Here is a 16977-nt window from a genome sequence, read left to right as displayed (position 1 = left end):
CCATCGAATGATCTGGCATGACATTGAGTTAGATCTCATCCCATTTGGTGGGATCGCTGAAGATAAACAGGTTTTCTGGCCACCCGATCGGAACATCATTATGGCTATTGATGGTTTTCCCGAAGCATTCGCCAATGTCGTGAATATCCGGCTGGATAATGGTGAAGTTATTCCATTCTGTTCTTTACCAGGTTTGGCGTTATTAAAAATGTTCGCATGGCGGGATCGCGGCCACTCAGATGCGCGAGATGTTATTGACCTCTACAAAATTGTCAGCGAATACGGTGCGATTGAAAATAGCCGAATATACGAAGCGCCGATTGATGGTGAAGCTTCAGGCTGGGACCCCGTTCGAATGGGAGCCACTCTGCTGGGATTTGATATTGCTATGGTTGGCTTAAAAGCATCGGTGGCAGAATTAAGGACGCTGGATAAAGACGCACTCACAGATGCTATTTTTCGGCAGTCGGCCACGTTAAAATCTGATGAGATTGAACAAATAATTGATGATTTTTGGCATGGCCTTTTTCAGAATGATCAATCTACCTAAACAGGCATCCTGGTATCAAAAGGGGACGGCTTTTAAGCTACTCCCCGGCTAATCCCCAATCACCGCCGCATCCTCAAATACGCCAACGGCTTATCCGGCCACGCCCGATCCGGGAACAGCCACAGGCGAATGCTGTACAGATGGAACAGCGGCGTGAACAGCTGCTCATCGCGGGTGGCGAGGCCTTCCAGCTCCAGCAGCAGCAAATCCAGCTCATCCAGCAGGGCAGGATGCGGAGCCACTTTCAGGGACTTCATTCGCCGCTTCAGGAACAGCGCCAGCTCGTGGAACATCTGTCCGCTGTCCAGCTGATGCTGCCCCAACATCTCGCGGTTGCGGGCGTAATAGTCATAGCAGTTCGCGCCCAGCCACACTTCGGTCACCAGGTTGCCAGCGGTCAGCAGGTCGGGATGCGGATCGAGGCGCATACGCGGCAGGATCACGTTCACGCGCTCCAGCATGCGGGTAATAAAGTGCTGACGTGATAGCAGCGATGACCCGTTGCGCTCCATCTCTTTCACAAAGCGCAGCAGCTCGCCCAGCCCCGAACGCACCGCGCGGCGGGCGATCCATGACGGGCGCTTGTTACGGATAATCGCGGTGATCACCACCGCAAATAAAATCCCGGTCATCGACGAGATCGCCGTGTTGATGGCCAGCGTCAGGTCGGGCTTCAGGTGATGGCTCAGGCCGATTAAACCGGGAAGCTGGATCGCGGCGCTCAGGCCGATCATATTGGTAGAAGGATTGGCAATCACTAACCCCAGCACGAAAAGCCCCGGCGACAGGCAGATAATCAGGCTTTCAAAGGTCACGGCCTGCGGGATCAGCAGCGCGACGTACAGCACGCTGATAATGATCGATATGACCGTGCCTTTGATAAACAGCTTCATGGAATTGCCCGGCGTGTCTGCGCTGGCAAAAAATGAGCTGAGTATCGCGGCCATCATCGGCGCGGAGGCGCCATCGCGCCAGGCTGTGCCCATCCAGAACAGGCAGGCGCCAAAGGTCGCGAGAAATGAGGTGGTCGCGGAGAGCAGCAGCAGGCCGGTGTCCGTATGCGGGCGCGAGCGTTCTTTACGCGCGAGGCTGGTATCGCCCGACAGATCGCTGACCAGGTTGCTGACGCTGTGATACGCCCCGGCGATGCGCACAAAGTCGGCCAGGCGCTCAAGTAAACCGGTCAGCACCAGGCACTCATCAATCGGCAACTCGCCATTCTGCCAGGCACGTTTGAGATCGCCCTGAGTGGCGGTAAGCGTGGCCTGAATCCCGGCGTTATCCCTGAGATCGTCTCCGGCGTTCAGCCACAGCAGAAACTGCTGAAAGGCGAGGGAAACCGTTTCCGGAAAGCGGATATCCAGCTGCGCCATCTGATGCAGACGGATCTCAATCGCGGCCAGCGTCGGGATCAAATAAGAGAGATGCTGATACTGCACGCTCACCAGGCGGATCAGCCTGCGCGCCGCGTCACCTTCATACACGCAGTGGGTGATCAGCGCTTCAACCTGCTGCGGATACTGCGCCATGCGGATCAGAATGTCTTCCCGCTCCGGCGAGTTATGCTTTGGAATGCCGGTCAGCAGATCGCTGCACATCTTACGCCCGTTCTGATACCACACGGTGACGCTTTGCTCGAGCAGGTTGCGCATCGAAACCGGCAGCAGTAATCCATGAATAAAACTGCTGCAGGTGACGCCCAGCGCGATCTCTTCAATACGTGAAATCACCGTGCCGGTAATGCTCAGCGGCATGGTCACCGCCGGGAAACCCATAATGGCGGCGCTGTAGCCCGCCAGCATAAACACATAGCTTTTCGGCGTGCGGTCATGCAGCGACAGATAGAGGCAGAAGCTGACCCACAAAGACACGCACAGGCTGAACAGCATCGGAGACTGGACGGTTTCGGGATAAATCAGGAACACAAACAGCCCACCCAGCAGCGTGCCCATCAGGCGGAAGATCGATTTCGAGATGGTCGATGCGGAATAAAGCTGAGAAGAGACGTAAACGGTAGTCAGTGCCCAGGCCGGTTTATCCAGATTCAGTTCAAGCGAGATATAGACAGCCAGAAAGGCCGCAAGACAGGTCTTTACTGAAAACAAAACGGCGTTTTTCGAAAACCACTGCATGACAGGGACTACCAGATGCACACTAAGTGCGCAGCATCCTGCCAGAATACGCGCCTAATTCATGGGGTTAACTACGTCAAATTGTTACTGAATCAAAAAAGATATTCCCATTATGAAATTATCTTCAGGTGAAACTATATAAATAAACTTCAGCGGCAACCTTAACCATAAAAGCCCCTGCCAGTAAAAGCAGGGGCTTTTCGAGTCATAACAAGGTGCTGCACGTTACCCGTAACAGCCGATCAATAAATCCTGTCAATGATAGCGATCAAGCCATTGTCAGTTAACGCTCAGAAACCGTCCCGTAACCATAAAAAAGATTCGTAAAAGAACGGGGCGATCGCTCAACACATTCTTACCGCCCCTGGTGCGAAACTCCATGCCCGATCTTGCCATGGCCGGCACCGACTTTCCCGTCGTCGGCATCCTCCACCAGGTCACACTGTTTCGGCAGCGTGGTGGCAATCAGGCCAGCAATAATCAGCGAGCCTGCCAGCGCGCAGATGGCCGTTCCCTGACCGTAGAAGTAGATCATAATGCCGACCAGGTAAGGACCGCAGAAGCCGCCCAGATTACCCAAACCGTTGATCACACCGCGAGCGCTACCGGCCAGTTCGGCCGAGGCGATACGGCCAGGCATTGACCAGAACGGGCTGGTGGCGGCTTTGAGGAAGAAACCACAGAACACCAGGGCGATATAGGCCGCGACGATATGCTGATGCAGCACCACGGATGCCAGCAGCGACGCGGCAAAGCAGAACAGCGAAATCATTACCCACAGACGGCGTTTACCGGTTTTGTCGCTGATCATCGAAATCAGGTAGATACCGACAATGGTCGCGACAAACGGCAGTATTGCCAGCAACCCCACGTTGGCCATATTGGCACCGGTCAGGTTTTTCAGAATGCTTGGCAGCCACAGCGTGTAGCCATAATCGCCGGTCTGATAGAAGAAGTTCAGCAGCACCAGCTTCATCAACCCTTTGTTGCGGAACACGTCTTTCAGCCGCGCTTTGCCCACCGGTGCTTTCTTGCTGCGCTCTTCGCGCTCACGGGTCAGTTCGGTAATCAGGTATTCACGCTCACGCGCGGGCAGCCAGCGGGCTTCTTCCGGGCGATCGCTGATCACCAGCCACCACACCAGCAGCACGGCGGCAGACAGCAGGCCTTCGATGATAAATAACCAGCGCCAGTCGAAGGCGTTGATGATCCAACCGGAAATCGGCGCGGTAAACATGCCGCCCAGCGGCGCAAACATCATCACAAAGGCGTTCGCCCGTCCCAGCTCTTTTTCCGGGAACCAGTTGCTGACCATGGTCAGCACCACCGGCAGCATCCCGCCTTCCGAGATACCCAGCACGAAGCGCAGACCCAGCAACTGCCAGTGATTGGTGACAAAGCCGGTGGCGATCGACACCACCATCCACGCCGCCAGAGACCAGGCGATAAATTTCTTGCCGCTGCCGTTCACCGCCACGCGGCCGCCCGGCACCTGCAGGAATAAATAACCGATAAAGAAAATGCCGCTGGCGATACCGGCCATCTGGCTGGTGATGGCTAAATCCTGCTCCATGCCGCCAGGCAGGGCAAAGCTGATGTTCACCCGGTCCATAAACGACACAATGCAGGTGATCAGAATCGGGGCTATCACACGCAGCCAACGCGTGCCGGGTATTTTATTATTCATCTCAGGCCCTCTGGAAAAAGTGGATAACGGTCCATCCCGGTGATGCAGGCCGACAACGCCGGCCTGGGCAGGGGATGCAAACGCGTTAATCGATGGCGGTCGGCAGCGGCTTCTGGTTGAAGAACGCCTCAACGTTGGCGAACACCACATCCGCCATCTGCTGACGGGTTTCGTGGGTGGCGCTACCCACATGGGGCTGTAACAGCACGTTGTTCAGCGCAATCAGCTCTTCTGGAACCTGCGGCTCCTGCTCGAAGACGTCCAGCGCGGCACCGGCAATCTCGCCTTTGCGTAAGGCCTGAATTAATGCGGACTGATCGACTAACGAGCCGCGCGCGATATTGATCAGCCAGGCGTGTTTCGGCATCGCCTGCAGGACGGCGCTGTCAACCATCCCTTTGGTGGATTCGCCGCCCGAAGCCGCAATCACCAGGAAGTCACAGGATTTCGCCAGGCTCTGCACATCGTCGCACCAGCTGTACGGCAGCGACTCACGGCGGCTGCGGCTGGTGTAGCTGACCGGCATATCGAATCCGCTGGCGCGGCGGGCAATGGCCTGGCCGATGTTGCCCATGCCGACAATGCCGATACGTTTGCCGCTGACCTGGGTGCCAAGCGGAGGCGCGTTGTTCAGCCATTGGCCCTCGCGGACAAAGCGGTCGCCCTGACACAGTCGGCGGGATGCCGCCAGCAGCAGGCCCATCGCCATATCGGCAACGTCATTGGTTAACACGCCGGAGGTGATGGTCACGGCAATCTTGCGGGAGCGGGTAGTGTTGAGGTCGATGGCATCGGTGCCGACGCCGAACACGGCAATCAGCTTTACCTGCGGTAACTGCTGCAAAACCTCGTTGCGAACGCCGATGTCGCCGCGCGTCACCACCGCCTTAATGCTGTCGCCAGACTGGGCCAGAAAGGCCTGCGGATCCTGCTGCTCGTACAGGCGGTGAACCGTCCAGCCAGAAGCCAGTCGGTCCATCAGGGCATCAGGTACGGGAGCGATTAGCAGGATGGCTTGAGTTGTCATGGGGTTCCCCTTCAAAGGCAGTACGTCGGATACGTACTATTAAAGGGGTTTCTGAGTATTTAATTGCGAGCTGGATCACACTGAATCGTGTTAGAAATCTGTGTTACCGACTACGTGATCGCGAAGGTGCTTATCGGCGGGTTTCCGCCGTCAGATGGTCGATCCCATCGACAGGCGATAGTGCAAATCCACCCGCTCGATGGTGGGAAGGTTGTTGATCTTCTTAATCAAAATCTCGGTGGCGGTTTTGCCCATCTCGAAACGCGGGGTGATCACGCTGGCCAGTTTCGGGGTTGTTACCTGACCGATCTCCAGCCCGTGGAAACCGGCAATCGCCATCTCCTGGGGCACGGCAATCCCGGCCGCCAGGCACTCCTGCAACACGCCTACCGCGAGGTCATCGTTGGTGCAGAGTATGCCGTCCATATCGGGATACATCTGACGCGCCATGGTCATCATTCCGGCCCCGGTCGACACCGATGAGACCTTTTTCGGCGCAATGCGGCCGGTGGGCAGGCCCGCGTCTTCCACCGCTTTGCAGTAGCCGGCGTAGCGCTGCTCATCGCGAATATCGGACATTGAGCCGAAATAGATGATGCGCTTTTTGCCGCTGCCAATCAGCATGCTGGCCATATCAAACCCGGCCTGGAAGTTATTGAATCCGACGTTGACGCGGCCTTCGGTGGTGGTCAGTCCCATCACTTCCGCCACCGGAATGCCCGCCGCTTTCAGATACTTCTCGGCGCGCACGGTGTGGACCGATTCGGTCAGTAAGATTGCCTTAACATTGAAGGCCAGCACGGTGGCGATCTGCTCTTCCTCACGCTGGCTGTCGTAGTCGTAATTCACTACCAGCGTCTGGTAGCCCTGGGCGGTGGTCACCGACTCCACGCCAGCCAGCAGGTCGGAGAAAATCTGGTTATTAAAGGAGGGGATCAGCACGCCGATGCGGGGAAGGGCGTTGCTGGCGATGGCGTGATTATCCGGGTCCGGCTCATAGCCCACCTCGGCAATCACGCTGGCAATCCGTTCGGCGGTGTCAGGTTTAACTTTTTCCGGCGTGCGGAGATAGCGGCTGACCGTCATTTTTGTTACACCCGCCAGAGTGGCAATATCATGTAACGTGATCCGTTGCATTTTCATCGTTGTTATCAGCCGACAGCCCTTCAATGCCTGCATTATGCCTGCTGCGACCCTTAAAGGAAATTGGATTAAAGTGCGGTTAATCCTGGTCTTGCGGTGCGTGTTACGGTGAAAAGCCCGTCGCGATCACAGCAACGGTATCCTGGTTTCGTAACAGCGCTATAGGTGATCTGTATCACAGTTTAAAAGGGCTAAAAGCCGTGTGATAAGGCCCATACAGACTCACCTCGCGCGAGCCACTCACTGCCTGATGCAATGGAGCAGGAACAGATGAATCTATTCAGCTTAGAGAACAAACGAATTTTAGTGACCGGCGCAGCGCAGGGCATCGGTTTTATTATGGCGCGCGGCCTGGCGCAGCACGGTGCGGAAATCATCATTAACGGCACCTCAGAAGAGCGCGCAGAGAATGCGGCGATGAAGCTGCGCGACGAAGGCTTTACCGCGCACACCGCGGTCTTCAACGTCGCGGACCCGCAAGGGGTTGAAGCCGGGATTGAAAAGATTGAGTCCACCATCGGGCCAATCGACGTGCTGTTTAATAATGCCGGCATCCAGCGCCGCCACCCGTTCACCGAGTTCCCGCTGGATGAGTGGAATGACATTATTGCCACCAACCAGACCGGGGTGTTCCTGGTGTCCCAGACCGTGGCGAAGCGCATGATTACCCGCAACGCGGGCAAAATCGTCAACATCTGTTCGATGCAGAGCGAACTGGGCCGCGACACCATCACTCCCTACGCCGCAGCGAAAGGCGCGGTGAAAATGCTGACGCGCGGCATGTGCGTAGAGCTGGCCCGCTACAACATCCAGGTCAACGGCATTGCGCCGGGCTATTTCGAGACGCCGATGACCAAAGCGCTGGTGGACAATCAGGAGTTTACCGACTGGTTGTGCAAGCGCACCCCGGCTGCCCGTTGGGGCAATCCCGAAGAGTTGGTGGGCGCGGCGGTATTCCTGTCTTCAAAAGCGTCTGACTTTGTGAACGGGCATCTGCTGTTTGTTGATGGCGGCATGTTGGCGGCGGTCTAACCCGGAGGAAGCGAAATGGCAGGTCAATGCATTATTGTGATGGGCGTATCCGGCACCGGGAAATCCTCGGTGGGGACGGCGCTGGCAAATGCCTTACAGGCGAAATTTATTGACGGGGACGATCTGCATCCCCGCCAGAACATCACCAAGATGGCGTCCGGCCAGGCGCTGAACGACGACGATCGTTTGCCGTGGTTAGGCCGGCTTTCAGACGTGATTTTCAGCCTTGAGCAGAAGAATGAGTCCGGTGTGCTGGTCTGTTCAGCGCTGAAAAAAAGCTACCGCGACCGGCTGCGTGAAGGCAATCAGAACGTGCATTTTATCTGGCTGAACGGCGACTACGACTGCGTGCTGGACCGCATGAAGCGGCGCAAAGGGCACTTTATGCCGGAGGCGCTGCTCAAAAGTCAGTTTGCCGCGCTGGAAGCACCCGGTGCAGAGGAGCGCGATGTTATCCCCGTGGATATCTCGCCTACGCTGAGCACCATTGTGACCCGCTGCGTCAACCTGTTGCAGCCCACTCCTGCGGCGCCCGCCGTGGCATCCTTACAACCGGAGACCGAACAACGTTATGATCATTGATACCCTCGAACAGGCAGCAAAAAATCCGCTTTATCCAGCGGTGATCCGTAAGACTCTGCAGGCCATCCAGGCGAACAATCCGCAGACCCAGGCGGTGGGGAAATATGCCATTCAGGGCGAGGAAATTTTCTACTCGGTGATGGAAAGCGAAACGCGCGATTTTAACGCGCAGCAGCCCGAGTTCCACCGCCAGTATATCGATATCCATCTGGTGCTGGCCGGGGAAGAGATCATTGGCGCAGGCCCGATCGGGCTGGAGTTGGATCTGGTTGCGCCATTTGAAGAGCAGAAGGATCTGGGCTTCTGCCACCGGATCGACAGCGAAACGCTGATCCACCTGCAAACCGGCGCGCTGGCGGTGATCTTCCCGCTGGAGCTGCATCGCCCAATGTGCACCTTCGGCGTTCCCTCTCCGCTGCGTAAGATCGTGGTGAAAATCGACAGCGCATTGCTGGTGGATTAATCCCGATCCGGCTTGAGGATCTTGTTTAGAAAGCGCCTGAAATCGGAAGATCTCAGGCGCTTTTTTAGTGGGTCAGTAGCCAGGAACGGCGCGGGTCCCCCAGTTCTTTGTGCCATTTCTGTCTTCAGCCATAAGCTCATCATGGACAGAGTCCAGCACCCACAAACACTTCGCGGCCAGGTTATTAGCCTCTTCCAATGCATGCTTCGTTGCGGCATAGAACAGGAGATAGGAGTGTTTGGATATATCAGGAATGCTGCCAAAACAGATATTATCCGTATCAAGATGCACGACCTTTCCCCGTGGCGTCATCTTATCGATTGAGTTCAGGGCCTCCAGCATAGCCTGAGGGTTACGGATTAACCCTCGCTGGGCCGCTTCAACCAGATCAGCGGTTTCTTCGTTATTAGATAACGCTCTGAACCAGGGCAGTATGGCTATCCATTCCGCATCGCCTTCAGCAACTTTAGTGGCAATAATGCTATGCCAGTCGGATTCGCTGACTTGAGCCTGAAAAGCGTTAACCCCATGCTCCTCAATCTGATGCTTTACCGCGGCAGGGCTCATCTCTGCACTGGCAAAGGCTGAACATAAGAGTAACGTCAGAAGAGCTCTTTTCATGGCACCACCAATAATTCTTTATCATTAGAATTCCAGATTTCACGCCTTAAAGTGGGAGGTAAAATAATACATCCCTCAGAGGCCCAGCCCGGTACGCCTTTTACCCTCTCTCCATGGATCCTGAAAGCGGTTCTGCCGAACATATTATTCGACGGGTCTGGTATCAGAACTAAAGTTAAAGGCCCTTTCGACGTCGTTTTATCGTCGATGCGGTATGTCCCCTGAGGTATGGGGCCCAGACCGCGTACATGCTGTCTTGATGGGTTATTTTTGTTGGTCATCCGTCCTGCATAACCCTTCCCTCTGGGCTCAGTATTATGAAACATTTCGCCAGTGCTTTGATGATATATCCATGTCATGGTGCTTCTCCTTAGGCGGTGACTCTTCCATCCCAACTGTCCGAATGCATCAGGTTGCCGTCGAGATAATGCCAGGTGATTTTCTCAAAGGTTAACTCGATGTATTCAATATGATTATGCTGTTGATACTCCGGTGCTTTGATATCGAGTAGCAACGGGATCACCGCCACAACTCTGACCTTATCGAGGGTGGTCAAAAAGTAAGGTTCTTCCTGACCGGCATGATTGATGTGGTAAAAAACAAACTCGGCTGAGTGAAGGCATTGCCCGGTTGTCAGGGCCTTGTAGAGCAGGGGGGAACTGCAATCAATTTCCTTTTCAAAGGCATAGGTATTGAAATTTCGCGTGCTGGTGATTTTTCCACTGAAAGGATCGGTTGGCAGTGTCACGGCATGGTCAAGATAAGTGACTTCTATACTGCCTTCACGTCCCAACACCTCAACACCACCTCTGATAGCCGAACCGCCATCATCCTTTAAACGCAAATAGACGGGTATTGCCATAAACATCTCCTTGTTTATTCCGTATACGGGCAAGGATGATGCTAAAGCTTTGTGTTTTGACATCCAACCGGGAAGTGGCAAACTTTGCGCGCGGTAACGGAAATAGAATTAACAAACACGGAGAGGTTAATTAGCGTCAGCGAAATAAATAAGATGGTGTTCGAATTAATTCTGAATTGTTAACTCATTGCCAACAGTAAAATAGCTGGGGTTAATTGAATTAACCCCAGCGATTATTATTTACGTCGTGCCCGACGCCACAGCAGAACAATAATCAGCACAATCACAATGGCCGCAATGCTGCCAGGGACGATCCACGGCTGCACTTCGGCCAGCAGCGGTGGATGGCCGCCTTTACGCACCCAGGCAACATCGCCTGCGGTAACCGTACCTTCTGGATTGCCGTAGTTCTGACGGACAAAGTTGGTGATATCCGCCACCTGCTGATCGTTCAGCTTATCGACATAAGACGGCGAGCTGAAGCCCGGCATCAGCACGTCACCATCGGCGGTTTTACGCTGCACACCAAACAGGATCGCCGAGATCAGGTTATTCGGATCGCGCAGCCCGGTTGCGGTGTTGTGGAACAGCGACGGATAAGCCTGATTCTTGCTGCCTGCGCCATCCGGCTGGTGGCAGCTGGCGCAGTTCCCGCTAAACAATGCGGCACCGGTGGTGAGCGAGTGGTTGGCATTATTCGGGTTACGACCACGAATGCTGTTTTCCACATCCATCGGCTTGCCGTAAGAGAAGGCGGCCTGGGTGTCGCCGTCGTCACGGATCGCCGGGGTGCTTTTCAGGTAAACCGCAATCGCCTTCAGATCGCTGTCCGGCAGATACTGCAGGCTGTTTTCAACCGCTTCCGCCATGCCGCCAGCCGCCTGGTTTTTCCCTTCAGCGCGACCGGTTTTCAGGTACTGCATCAGTTCCTGGTCGCTCCAGCCACCAATGCCGCTGACCTTGTCGGAGGTGATATTCGGCGCATACCAGCTGCCCAGCGGGCCGCCAGCCAGCGGCTTCGCGCTCTCTTCCTGCATCAGCACGCCGCGCGGCGTATGGCAGGTATTACAGTGCGCCAGGCTGTTGACCAGATAGTTGCCGCGGTTCCATTCGGCGCTTTTGCTGCTGTCTGGCTCGAAGCGTTTGGTGTTAGCAAACATCAGGTTCCAGAACTTCATGCTGAACCGCAGGCTGAACGGGAACGGCAGGCTGGTCTGCTGATTGGCCCGATCGACCGGCTTCACGCCGTGCTCAAAGTAGTAATAGAGCGCGTGCAGATCCTCGTCGGTCATCTGGCTGTAGGACGTGTACGGCATAGCCGGATAGAGTTGCGCGCCGTCAGCCCGCACGCCATCGCGCACCGCCGCAGAGAATTGCGCTTCGGTATACTGGCCAATGCCGTTTTCGGCTGGCGTGATGTTGGTGGAGTAAATCACCCCCATCGGCGAGGCGATGGCGTAGCCGCCAGAGAAAGCGGATTTGCTGCCCGGCGCGGTGTGGCACGCCTGGCAGTCGGAGGCGGAGGCAACCTGCTGACCTTTATGCAGCAGGTTAAGATCCAGATCCTCAGCTGAAGCGGCAAAGCTTGCACCGGTCACGGTGGCCAGCAGCAGGGAAAGCAACGTCAGTTTTTTCATACCCGCCCCTTCATGCGCATCGCCATATCCTGTGCCGCTTTCAACGCCAGCGCGGCCATGGTCAGCGTACTGTTAACCACGCTGGCAGACGGAATCGCCCCGCCGCCCGGCAGCCACAGATTCTCATGATCGAAGGCGCGACAGTTGCCATCGACCACCGCTTCTTTGGCGTCTTTGCCCATGATCACGCCGCCCATAATATGGTTGTTGGCGTTCAGCCCTTTGCTGATGTTGAACTCTTTGGCATCAAACAGCTGGCCGATATGCTCAAGCTGCGCGTGGGACGCTTCCGCGCCTTTACGCACGTAATCACCGACGTCGTAGTAAATATCCGGGCAGGGCAGGCCGTGCGGATCCAGACGGGTTTTGCTCAGCGTCAGGCGGTTTTCCGGATCCGGCAGCGGCTCAAGGCTGATCGACAGATCGACGCTGTGCACGGCGCGATAGCGGATCTCTTCGTCCAGCGCCTTGCCGACCAGGCCTTTTGCCAGCGCCTGAGTGGTGGCAGCAACAACGCGCGAGATGTTGTTGAGGATCACTTTGTTGGCGGAGTAGTCGCGGCGGAACTCGCCATCGCGGTAGCCAACCATACAGCTACTCTGCGCCGGGCCACGACCCAGCCAGACCGGTTCTTTGGTCAGGAATGAGCAGTGGAAACCGGAGTGGTCCATCATATTACGGCCGACCATATCGGAGCTGTTGGCGATACCGGTTGGGTTAGCTTCGTTGGCCGCCATCAGCAGCAGGCGCGGCGTTTCGATGCCGTTACAGGCCAGCGCGAAGGCTTTGCCGCTAGCTTTATGCGACGCACCCGCGCTGTCTTTCCAGTGCACGGCGGTGATGCGGTTGTTGCTGTCGGTATCCATCTTGTAGACCACCGCTTCGGCCAGCACCACCGCACCCGCGCGCTCGGCACGTTCGATATGGTGAATGCCGTTATACATCGCGCCAATCGGACAGATCGGCTGGCAGTTATTGTTGCCGCAGCAGGTCGGGCGACCTTCCCACGGACGGGTACTGCGGCCCTGCGGGATCGGCACCAGGTTGTAGCCGTGCGGGTTGACCACGCTGGCGAAATAGCTGTCGCCGTGGGCAAACGGCACCATATCCATCGGATAGGGCTGGCTGCGCTGGGAAGGTGACTGACGGGCGGGATCGTGCGGGCCCGCCACGCCAATTTCGTTTTCGGCTTTGCAGTACCACGGCTCTAATTCGTCATAGGAGATGGGCCAGTCGCGACCGACGCCATATTTCGACTGCATGACAAAGTCGCTGGGATCGTGACGCCAGCAGGACGCCGCCCAGTGCCAGGTGGTGCCGCCGACGGTACGCAGATAGCCCTGCTGGAAACTGGAGGCATTCGGGCCGGTCACGTTAACGTAGTTATTCGGCGGGAAGTAGAGCGGGGCGGGCGCGAATTTCGACTGCGGGTACAGTCCCTGGAAATCCGACCCTGCGCGGTTAGCAAAAGGCATATTGCGCCAGTTCTCGACCGCCTGGGAACGCTCAATGCGCAGCCCGGCTTCCAGCACCAGCACGGAATAGCCCTGGCTGACCAATTCATTGGCAATCATGCCACCGACAACACCTGAGCCCACGATCACAATATCCGCGCTGGCATCGCCTTGCGCAGTAAAAACGGGTTGTTTGTTCATTTTTATCTTATTTTTTAATGTGTTGAATTACAGACTGGCGATCAAACCGTCGTTTTCATCCGGGACGGGCGCGGTCCACCAGATCGGGCCATTGCCGCAGTAGGTTGGCACCACCAGGCCATCGCTGACCGGGGCATACATCAGCGCCTGCTTATAGGCGACCAGCGTGCCGTGATAGTCGCTGCCGACGGTGCCGGTGTACCAGGCGGTAACGATCTGATAGAGGAAGTCTTTCAGTCCTGCCTGAGTGGCTTTGTCCATCAGCTGTTGCGCGCTGTCGCCGGTGGTCAGCAACTGCGCCAGGCGGGTGACCCTGGCGGTAAACTGCCTGTCACTGCGGGCGAAGGCTTCGTAGAAACGCGCGGCGAGGCCACTGTCGATCTGCTTATGCTCGGTGATGGCCTGCGAGACGGTAATAAAGTTTTTAACCGGATCGCTGGCGCTGACCAGGCTTGCCGCAAACGCCCGGCCAGGCCCGACGAACAGCGCTGCCGAGACGGTCAGATTGACGGCGGTGCGCAGGAACTCACGACGATTGGAACCGGTTCCATTTTTGGGCGGAACCAGAGAACGATCGGTTTTTGGCTGGTGCATGGTATCCCTGGAAAACGAAAGTGAGCGAGAAATGAGACTGAAGTCACAAATCTTACTGGGATGCCCCTGTTTTGTTAATGGGATATTGCAGGAATTTATCGAAATGTGACGATTTCAGCTCTAAATGATAATTTTGTTTAAAAATTAGTAGCCGATTTCATGCCTCCCTAAAACCCTTCTTCAGCAGATCCCGCCGAAATCCTGGTTGTGATGCCGGAAACCGCAGGCGAAGCCAGACTCCACGGGCCTTAAACAAAAACCGGCAAAGCTTAGCGTATTTTCACATTTGCTCTGGTTCCGCGGCTTCAGTGAGAATGAATCAAGCGTTCCATTAAATAAGATCCGGTGGCGTTATTCTTTTCCGTCTCCCTGGCGAGCGGATTGTTATCTTTATTCAGGAGAAAGAGTGCAAATGACATTATCTAAATGGGTATTTTCAGCATTGATGGTCGCCAGCCTGCCAACGGCCTGGGCTGCGGAACAAAATGTCCCGACTGAAAGCTCTTTGCACGTGTCGGCCGACAGCAAGCTAAAAAGCCAGCTGCCCGCCGAGATCCTGAAGCGCGGTTATATCGTTGCCGGAACCAACCCAAATACGCCGCCAACCACCTTTTATAAAGAAGATAACCGCACGCTGGCCGGTCGTGAGATCGACATTATGAATGCGGTCGGCGAACGCCTGGGCATTCCGGTGCACTGGCAGGATACCGGCGGCTTCGACAACATCATTCCGGGGCTGAAATCCGGCCGTTACGATGTGGCGCTGTCGAATATCAACGCCACCAAAGCCCGCCTGGCGCAGGTCGATTTCGTTGGCTATTACAACGCCTCGCGTCTGGGGATCATTGCCCAGAAAGAGGCCAACGTGAAGCCGTTTACCTCGCTGCTGGACGTCTGCGGTAAAACGGTGGGCGCCGGTGCCGGCACCACGCAGCTGACGCGTCTGGACCAGGCCAGCAAAGAGTGTGAGGCCGCCGGCAAGCAGCCGATTAAAACGGCGGTATTCCCGGATCGTCCGGCCGGTGTTCAGGCGGTGGTGAGCGGGCGTGTACCGATGTTCTTCGGCCCGTATGAAGGCCTGACCTATCAGGTCAGCCAGGTTCCCGTACTGGCGTTACCGGGTCAGATCAACGTCGACGATGCGCCGGTGTCCGTGGCCTTCGCCAAAGATTCTCCGCTGGAGCCTGCGGTGCAGGCCGCACTGAACTCGCTGATCGAAGACGGTTCGTATCAGAAAATCCTCGATAAGTGGAACATCGGCTTCGGCGCGGTGAAAGAAGCTAAACGCAATCTGGATATCTTTAAATGAGTAAAGACGACAGCCATCAGGATCCCGACACGCTGCGCATTGTCGGCAAACGCTATTATGGCCGCTGGATCAGCGCCTTAGTGGTGCTGCTGATGCTGGCCGCGGCGGTCAGTTCGATGGTACAGAACCCGCGTTTTGAGTGGCAGGTGATTGCCGACAGCTTTACCCAGCAGTCGATCCTGCAAGGGGTGCTGATGACGCTGCAGCTGACGGCGATTTCGGTGGTGCTGGGCTTTACCGGCGGCACGGTACTGGCGTTAATGCGGCTCTCTTCCAATCCGGTGCTGGTCAGCGTCAGCTGGGCCTATACCTGGTTCTTCCGAGGCGTGCCGATGCTGGTGCAGCTGTTTCTCTGGTACAACATTGCCGCGCTCTATCCAAAGGTCTCTGTTTCGCTGCCCTGGGTCGGCGAGCTGTGGAGCGCGTCATCGAACTCGCTGATCAGCCCGTTCAGCGCGGCGGTGATCGCCCTGGTGATGCACCAGGCGGCCTATGCGGCAGAGATTGTGCGCGCCGGCATCCAGAGCGTGGGTAACGGCCAGCTGGAAGCGGCCAAAGCGTTGGGCTACCGGCCTGCCGAAATTTTCCGCTATACCGTGCTGCCGCAGGCGATGCGCGCCATCCTGCCACCGGCGGGCAATGAAATCATCGGCCAGCTGAAAACCACCGCGGTGGTGTCGGTGATCGCCCTGCAGGACGTGCTGTTTTCGGCGCAGATTATTTACCAGCGCACCTATCAGGTGATCCCGCTGCTGCTGGTGGCGACGCTGTGGTATCTGCTGATGACCTCGGTGTTGTCGGTGGGACAATTCTACGTTGAGCGCTACTTTGCGCGCGGCGTCACCCGTAAAGAGAAGCGCGAATGGTTCAAACGCAAGCCGGCAACCTTTACCGCAGAGCAGGGGAGAGTGAGCAATGGCTGAAGCTATCTCGTTACGTAAAATCACCAAACGTTTTTCCGGCGTCACCATTCTGGACGGCATCGATCTGGATATTGCCGCCGGTTCGGTGACCACTATCCTCGGCCCGTCGGGCTCGGGTAAATCGACGCTGCTGCGCTGCATTAACCATCTGGAAAAGCTCGATGGCGGCACCATCCGCATCGGTGGCGCGTTGGTGGGCTATCAACAAAAGGGCCAGCTGCTGCACGAGCTGAGCAGCAAGCAGATCGCCGCACAACGCAGCCAGATCGGCATGGTTTTCCAGCAGTTCAATCTGTTTCCGCACCGCACGGTGCTGCAAAACGTGATTGATGCGCCAATGCGGGTGAAAAAGCTCAGCCGTCAGCAGGCGGAAAGCAAAGGTCTGGCGCTGCTGAAGCAGGTCGGGCTGGCGGGACGTGAACACGACTGGCCGCAGCAGCTCTCCGGCGGTCAGCAGCAGCGCGTGGCGATTGCCCGGGCGCTGGCGATGGATCCCGAGGTGATGCTGTTTGATGAGCCCACCTCCGCGTTGGTTCCGGAGCTGGTCGGCGAAGTATTGCAGGTGATCAAACAGCTGGCGCATTCCGGCATCACCATGGTGATCGTCACCCATGAAATCGGCTTTGCCCGTGAAGTGGCGGATAACATCGTCTTTATGGAAGAAGGGAAAATCGTTGCCTCCGGACCGACTTCAACCGTACTTGACGAAGCGCAAAACCCGCGCGTCCGTCATTTTTTAGCCACGGTACTTTAACCGTCG

At 56.4% G+C, this 16977-nt stretch carries 17 protein-coding genes; 7 read left to right on the top strand and 10 right to left on the bottom strand.

Going from position 1 to position 16977, the window contains the following annotated elements; all coding sequences use genetic code 11:
• The first annotated feature begins 7 nt into the window (after positions 1-7).
• Positions 8-550 carry a hypothetical protein gene (locus E2F51_RS03985; RefSeq protein WP_245174169.1) on the top strand — a complete coding sequence of 181 codons (543 nt, stop codon included), beginning with the start codon at positions 8-10 and terminating at the stop codon, positions 548-550.
• A gap of 59 nt (positions 551-609) precedes the next feature.
• Here the strand turns inward: E2F51_RS03985 and E2F51_RS03980 are convergent, their stop codons facing one another.
• The 4 genes from E2F51_RS03980 to E2F51_RS03965 form a co-directional block, all read right to left on the bottom strand.
• The gene (locus tag E2F51_RS03980; protein WP_134822815.1) at positions 610-2682 is read right to left on the bottom strand and encodes an FUSC family protein; all 2073 of its coding nucleotides are present in this window, start codon (positions 2680-2682) and stop codon (positions 610-612) included.
• 355 nt (positions 2683-3037) lie between these two features.
• Positions 3038-4369 (bottom strand): MFS transporter, encoded by a 1332-nt coding sequence (locus E2F51_RS03975; RefSeq protein WP_053144942.1) that lies wholly within the window; start codon positions 4367-4369, stop codon positions 3038-3040.
• Between the two features lie 85 nt (positions 4370-4454).
• Positions 4455-5396 carry a 2-hydroxyacid dehydrogenase gene (locus E2F51_RS03970; RefSeq protein WP_134822814.1) on the bottom strand — a complete coding sequence of 314 codons (942 nt, stop codon included), beginning with the start codon at positions 5394-5396 and terminating at the stop codon, positions 4455-4457.
• 150 nt (positions 5397-5546) lie between these two features.
• Positions 5547-6539 carry a LacI family DNA-binding transcriptional regulator gene (locus E2F51_RS03965; protein WP_134822813.1) on the bottom strand — a complete coding sequence of 331 codons (993 nt, stop codon included), beginning with the start codon at positions 6537-6539 and terminating at the stop codon, positions 5547-5549.
• A gap of 270 nt (positions 6540-6809) precedes the next feature.
• On the opposite strand from E2F51_RS03965, the gene idnO reads away from it, so the two are divergent.
• The 3 genes from idnO to E2F51_RS03950 are packed head-to-tail and all read left to right on the top strand — an operon-like array spanning position 6810 to position 8616.
• Positions 6810-7571: a gluconate 5-dehydrogenase gene (gene idnO / locus E2F51_RS03960; RefSeq protein WP_013203936.1), complete on the top strand. Its 762-nt coding sequence runs from the start codon at positions 6810-6812 to the stop codon at positions 7569-7571.
• A gap of 15 nt (positions 7572-7586) precedes the next feature.
• Positions 7587-8153, top strand: a complete 567-nt coding sequence (locus tag E2F51_RS03955; RefSeq protein WP_134822812.1) for a gluconokinase — start codon at positions 7587-7589, stop codon at positions 8151-8153.
• Positions 8143-8616, top strand: a complete 474-nt coding sequence (locus tag E2F51_RS03950; RefSeq protein ID WP_134822811.1) for a YhcH/YjgK/YiaL family protein — start codon at positions 8143-8145, stop codon at positions 8614-8616. The genes E2F51_RS03955 and E2F51_RS03950 overlap by 11 nt, the downstream gene beginning before the upstream one ends.
• A gap of 72 nt (positions 8617-8688) precedes the next feature.
• On the opposite strand, the gene E2F51_RS03945 is transcribed toward E2F51_RS03950, so the two are convergent.
• The 6 genes from E2F51_RS03945 to E2F51_RS03920 form a co-directional block, all read right to left on the bottom strand.
• The gene (locus E2F51_RS03945; protein WP_134822810.1) at positions 8689-9237 is read right to left on the bottom strand and encodes a hypothetical protein; all 549 of its coding nucleotides are present in this window, start codon (positions 9235-9237) and stop codon (positions 8689-8691) included.
• Positions 9234-9563, bottom strand: coding sequence for a tlde1 domain-containing protein (locus E2F51_RS03940; RefSeq protein ID WP_371732176.1), 330 nt, complete (start codon positions 9561-9563; stop codon positions 9234-9236). Before E2F51_RS03940 ends, E2F51_RS03945 begins: the two co-directional genes overlap by 4 nt.
• A 44-nt stretch (positions 9564-9607) precedes the next feature.
• Complete coding sequence (tssD, locus tag E2F51_RS03935; RefSeq protein WP_134822808.1) at positions 9608-10099, bottom strand: type VI secretion system tube protein TssD; 492 nt, start codon at positions 10097-10099, stop codon at positions 9608-9610.
• 236 nt (positions 10100-10335) lie between these two features.
• On the bottom strand, positions 10336-11736 hold the full coding sequence (locus E2F51_RS03930) for a cytochrome c (protein ID WP_134822807.1): 1401 nt from the start codon (positions 11734-11736) through the stop codon (positions 10336-10338).
• Positions 11733-13391, bottom strand: a complete 1659-nt coding sequence (locus E2F51_RS03925; protein ID WP_134822806.1) for a GMC family oxidoreductase — start codon at positions 13389-13391, stop codon at positions 11733-11735. Before E2F51_RS03925 ends, E2F51_RS03930 begins: the two co-directional genes overlap by 4 nt.
• A 27-nt stretch (positions 13392-13418) precedes the next feature.
• Positions 13419-13985, bottom strand: coding sequence for a sugar dehydrogenase complex small subunit (locus tag E2F51_RS03920; RefSeq protein ID WP_134822805.1), 567 nt, complete (start codon positions 13983-13985; stop codon positions 13419-13421).
• Positions 13986-14397: 412 nt separating this feature from the next.
• On the opposite strand from E2F51_RS03920, the gene E2F51_RS03915 reads away from it, so the two are divergent.
• Genes E2F51_RS03915 through E2F51_RS03905 form a run of 3 tightly spaced genes read left to right on the top strand, consistent with a single transcriptional unit; the run spans position 14398 to position 16971 of the window.
• Positions 14398-15294, top strand: coding sequence for an ABC transporter substrate-binding protein (locus tag E2F51_RS03915; RefSeq protein ID WP_134822804.1), 897 nt, complete (start codon positions 14398-14400; stop codon positions 15292-15294).
• A complete protein-coding gene (locus E2F51_RS03910) occupies positions 15291-16217 on the top strand; it encodes an amino acid ABC transporter permease (RefSeq protein WP_134822803.1) in 927 nt (308 codons plus the stop codon). Before E2F51_RS03915 ends, E2F51_RS03910 begins: the two co-directional genes overlap by 4 nt.
• Entirely contained in the window at positions 16210-16971 is a 762-nt protein-coding gene (locus E2F51_RS03905; protein ID WP_134822802.1) for an amino acid ABC transporter ATP-binding protein, read from the top strand. Before E2F51_RS03910 ends, E2F51_RS03905 begins: the two co-directional genes overlap by 8 nt.
• Positions 16972-16977 lie beyond the last annotated feature (6 nt).

The organism is Erwinia sp. QL-Z3 (assembly GCF_004551645.1).
Taxonomy (GTDB): Bacteria; Pseudomonadota; Gammaproteobacteria; order Enterobacterales; family Enterobacteriaceae; genus Erwinia; species Erwinia billingiae.
Note: the sequence above shows the minus strand (reverse complement) of the source record. Positions and strands in the feature narration are given on the sequence as shown.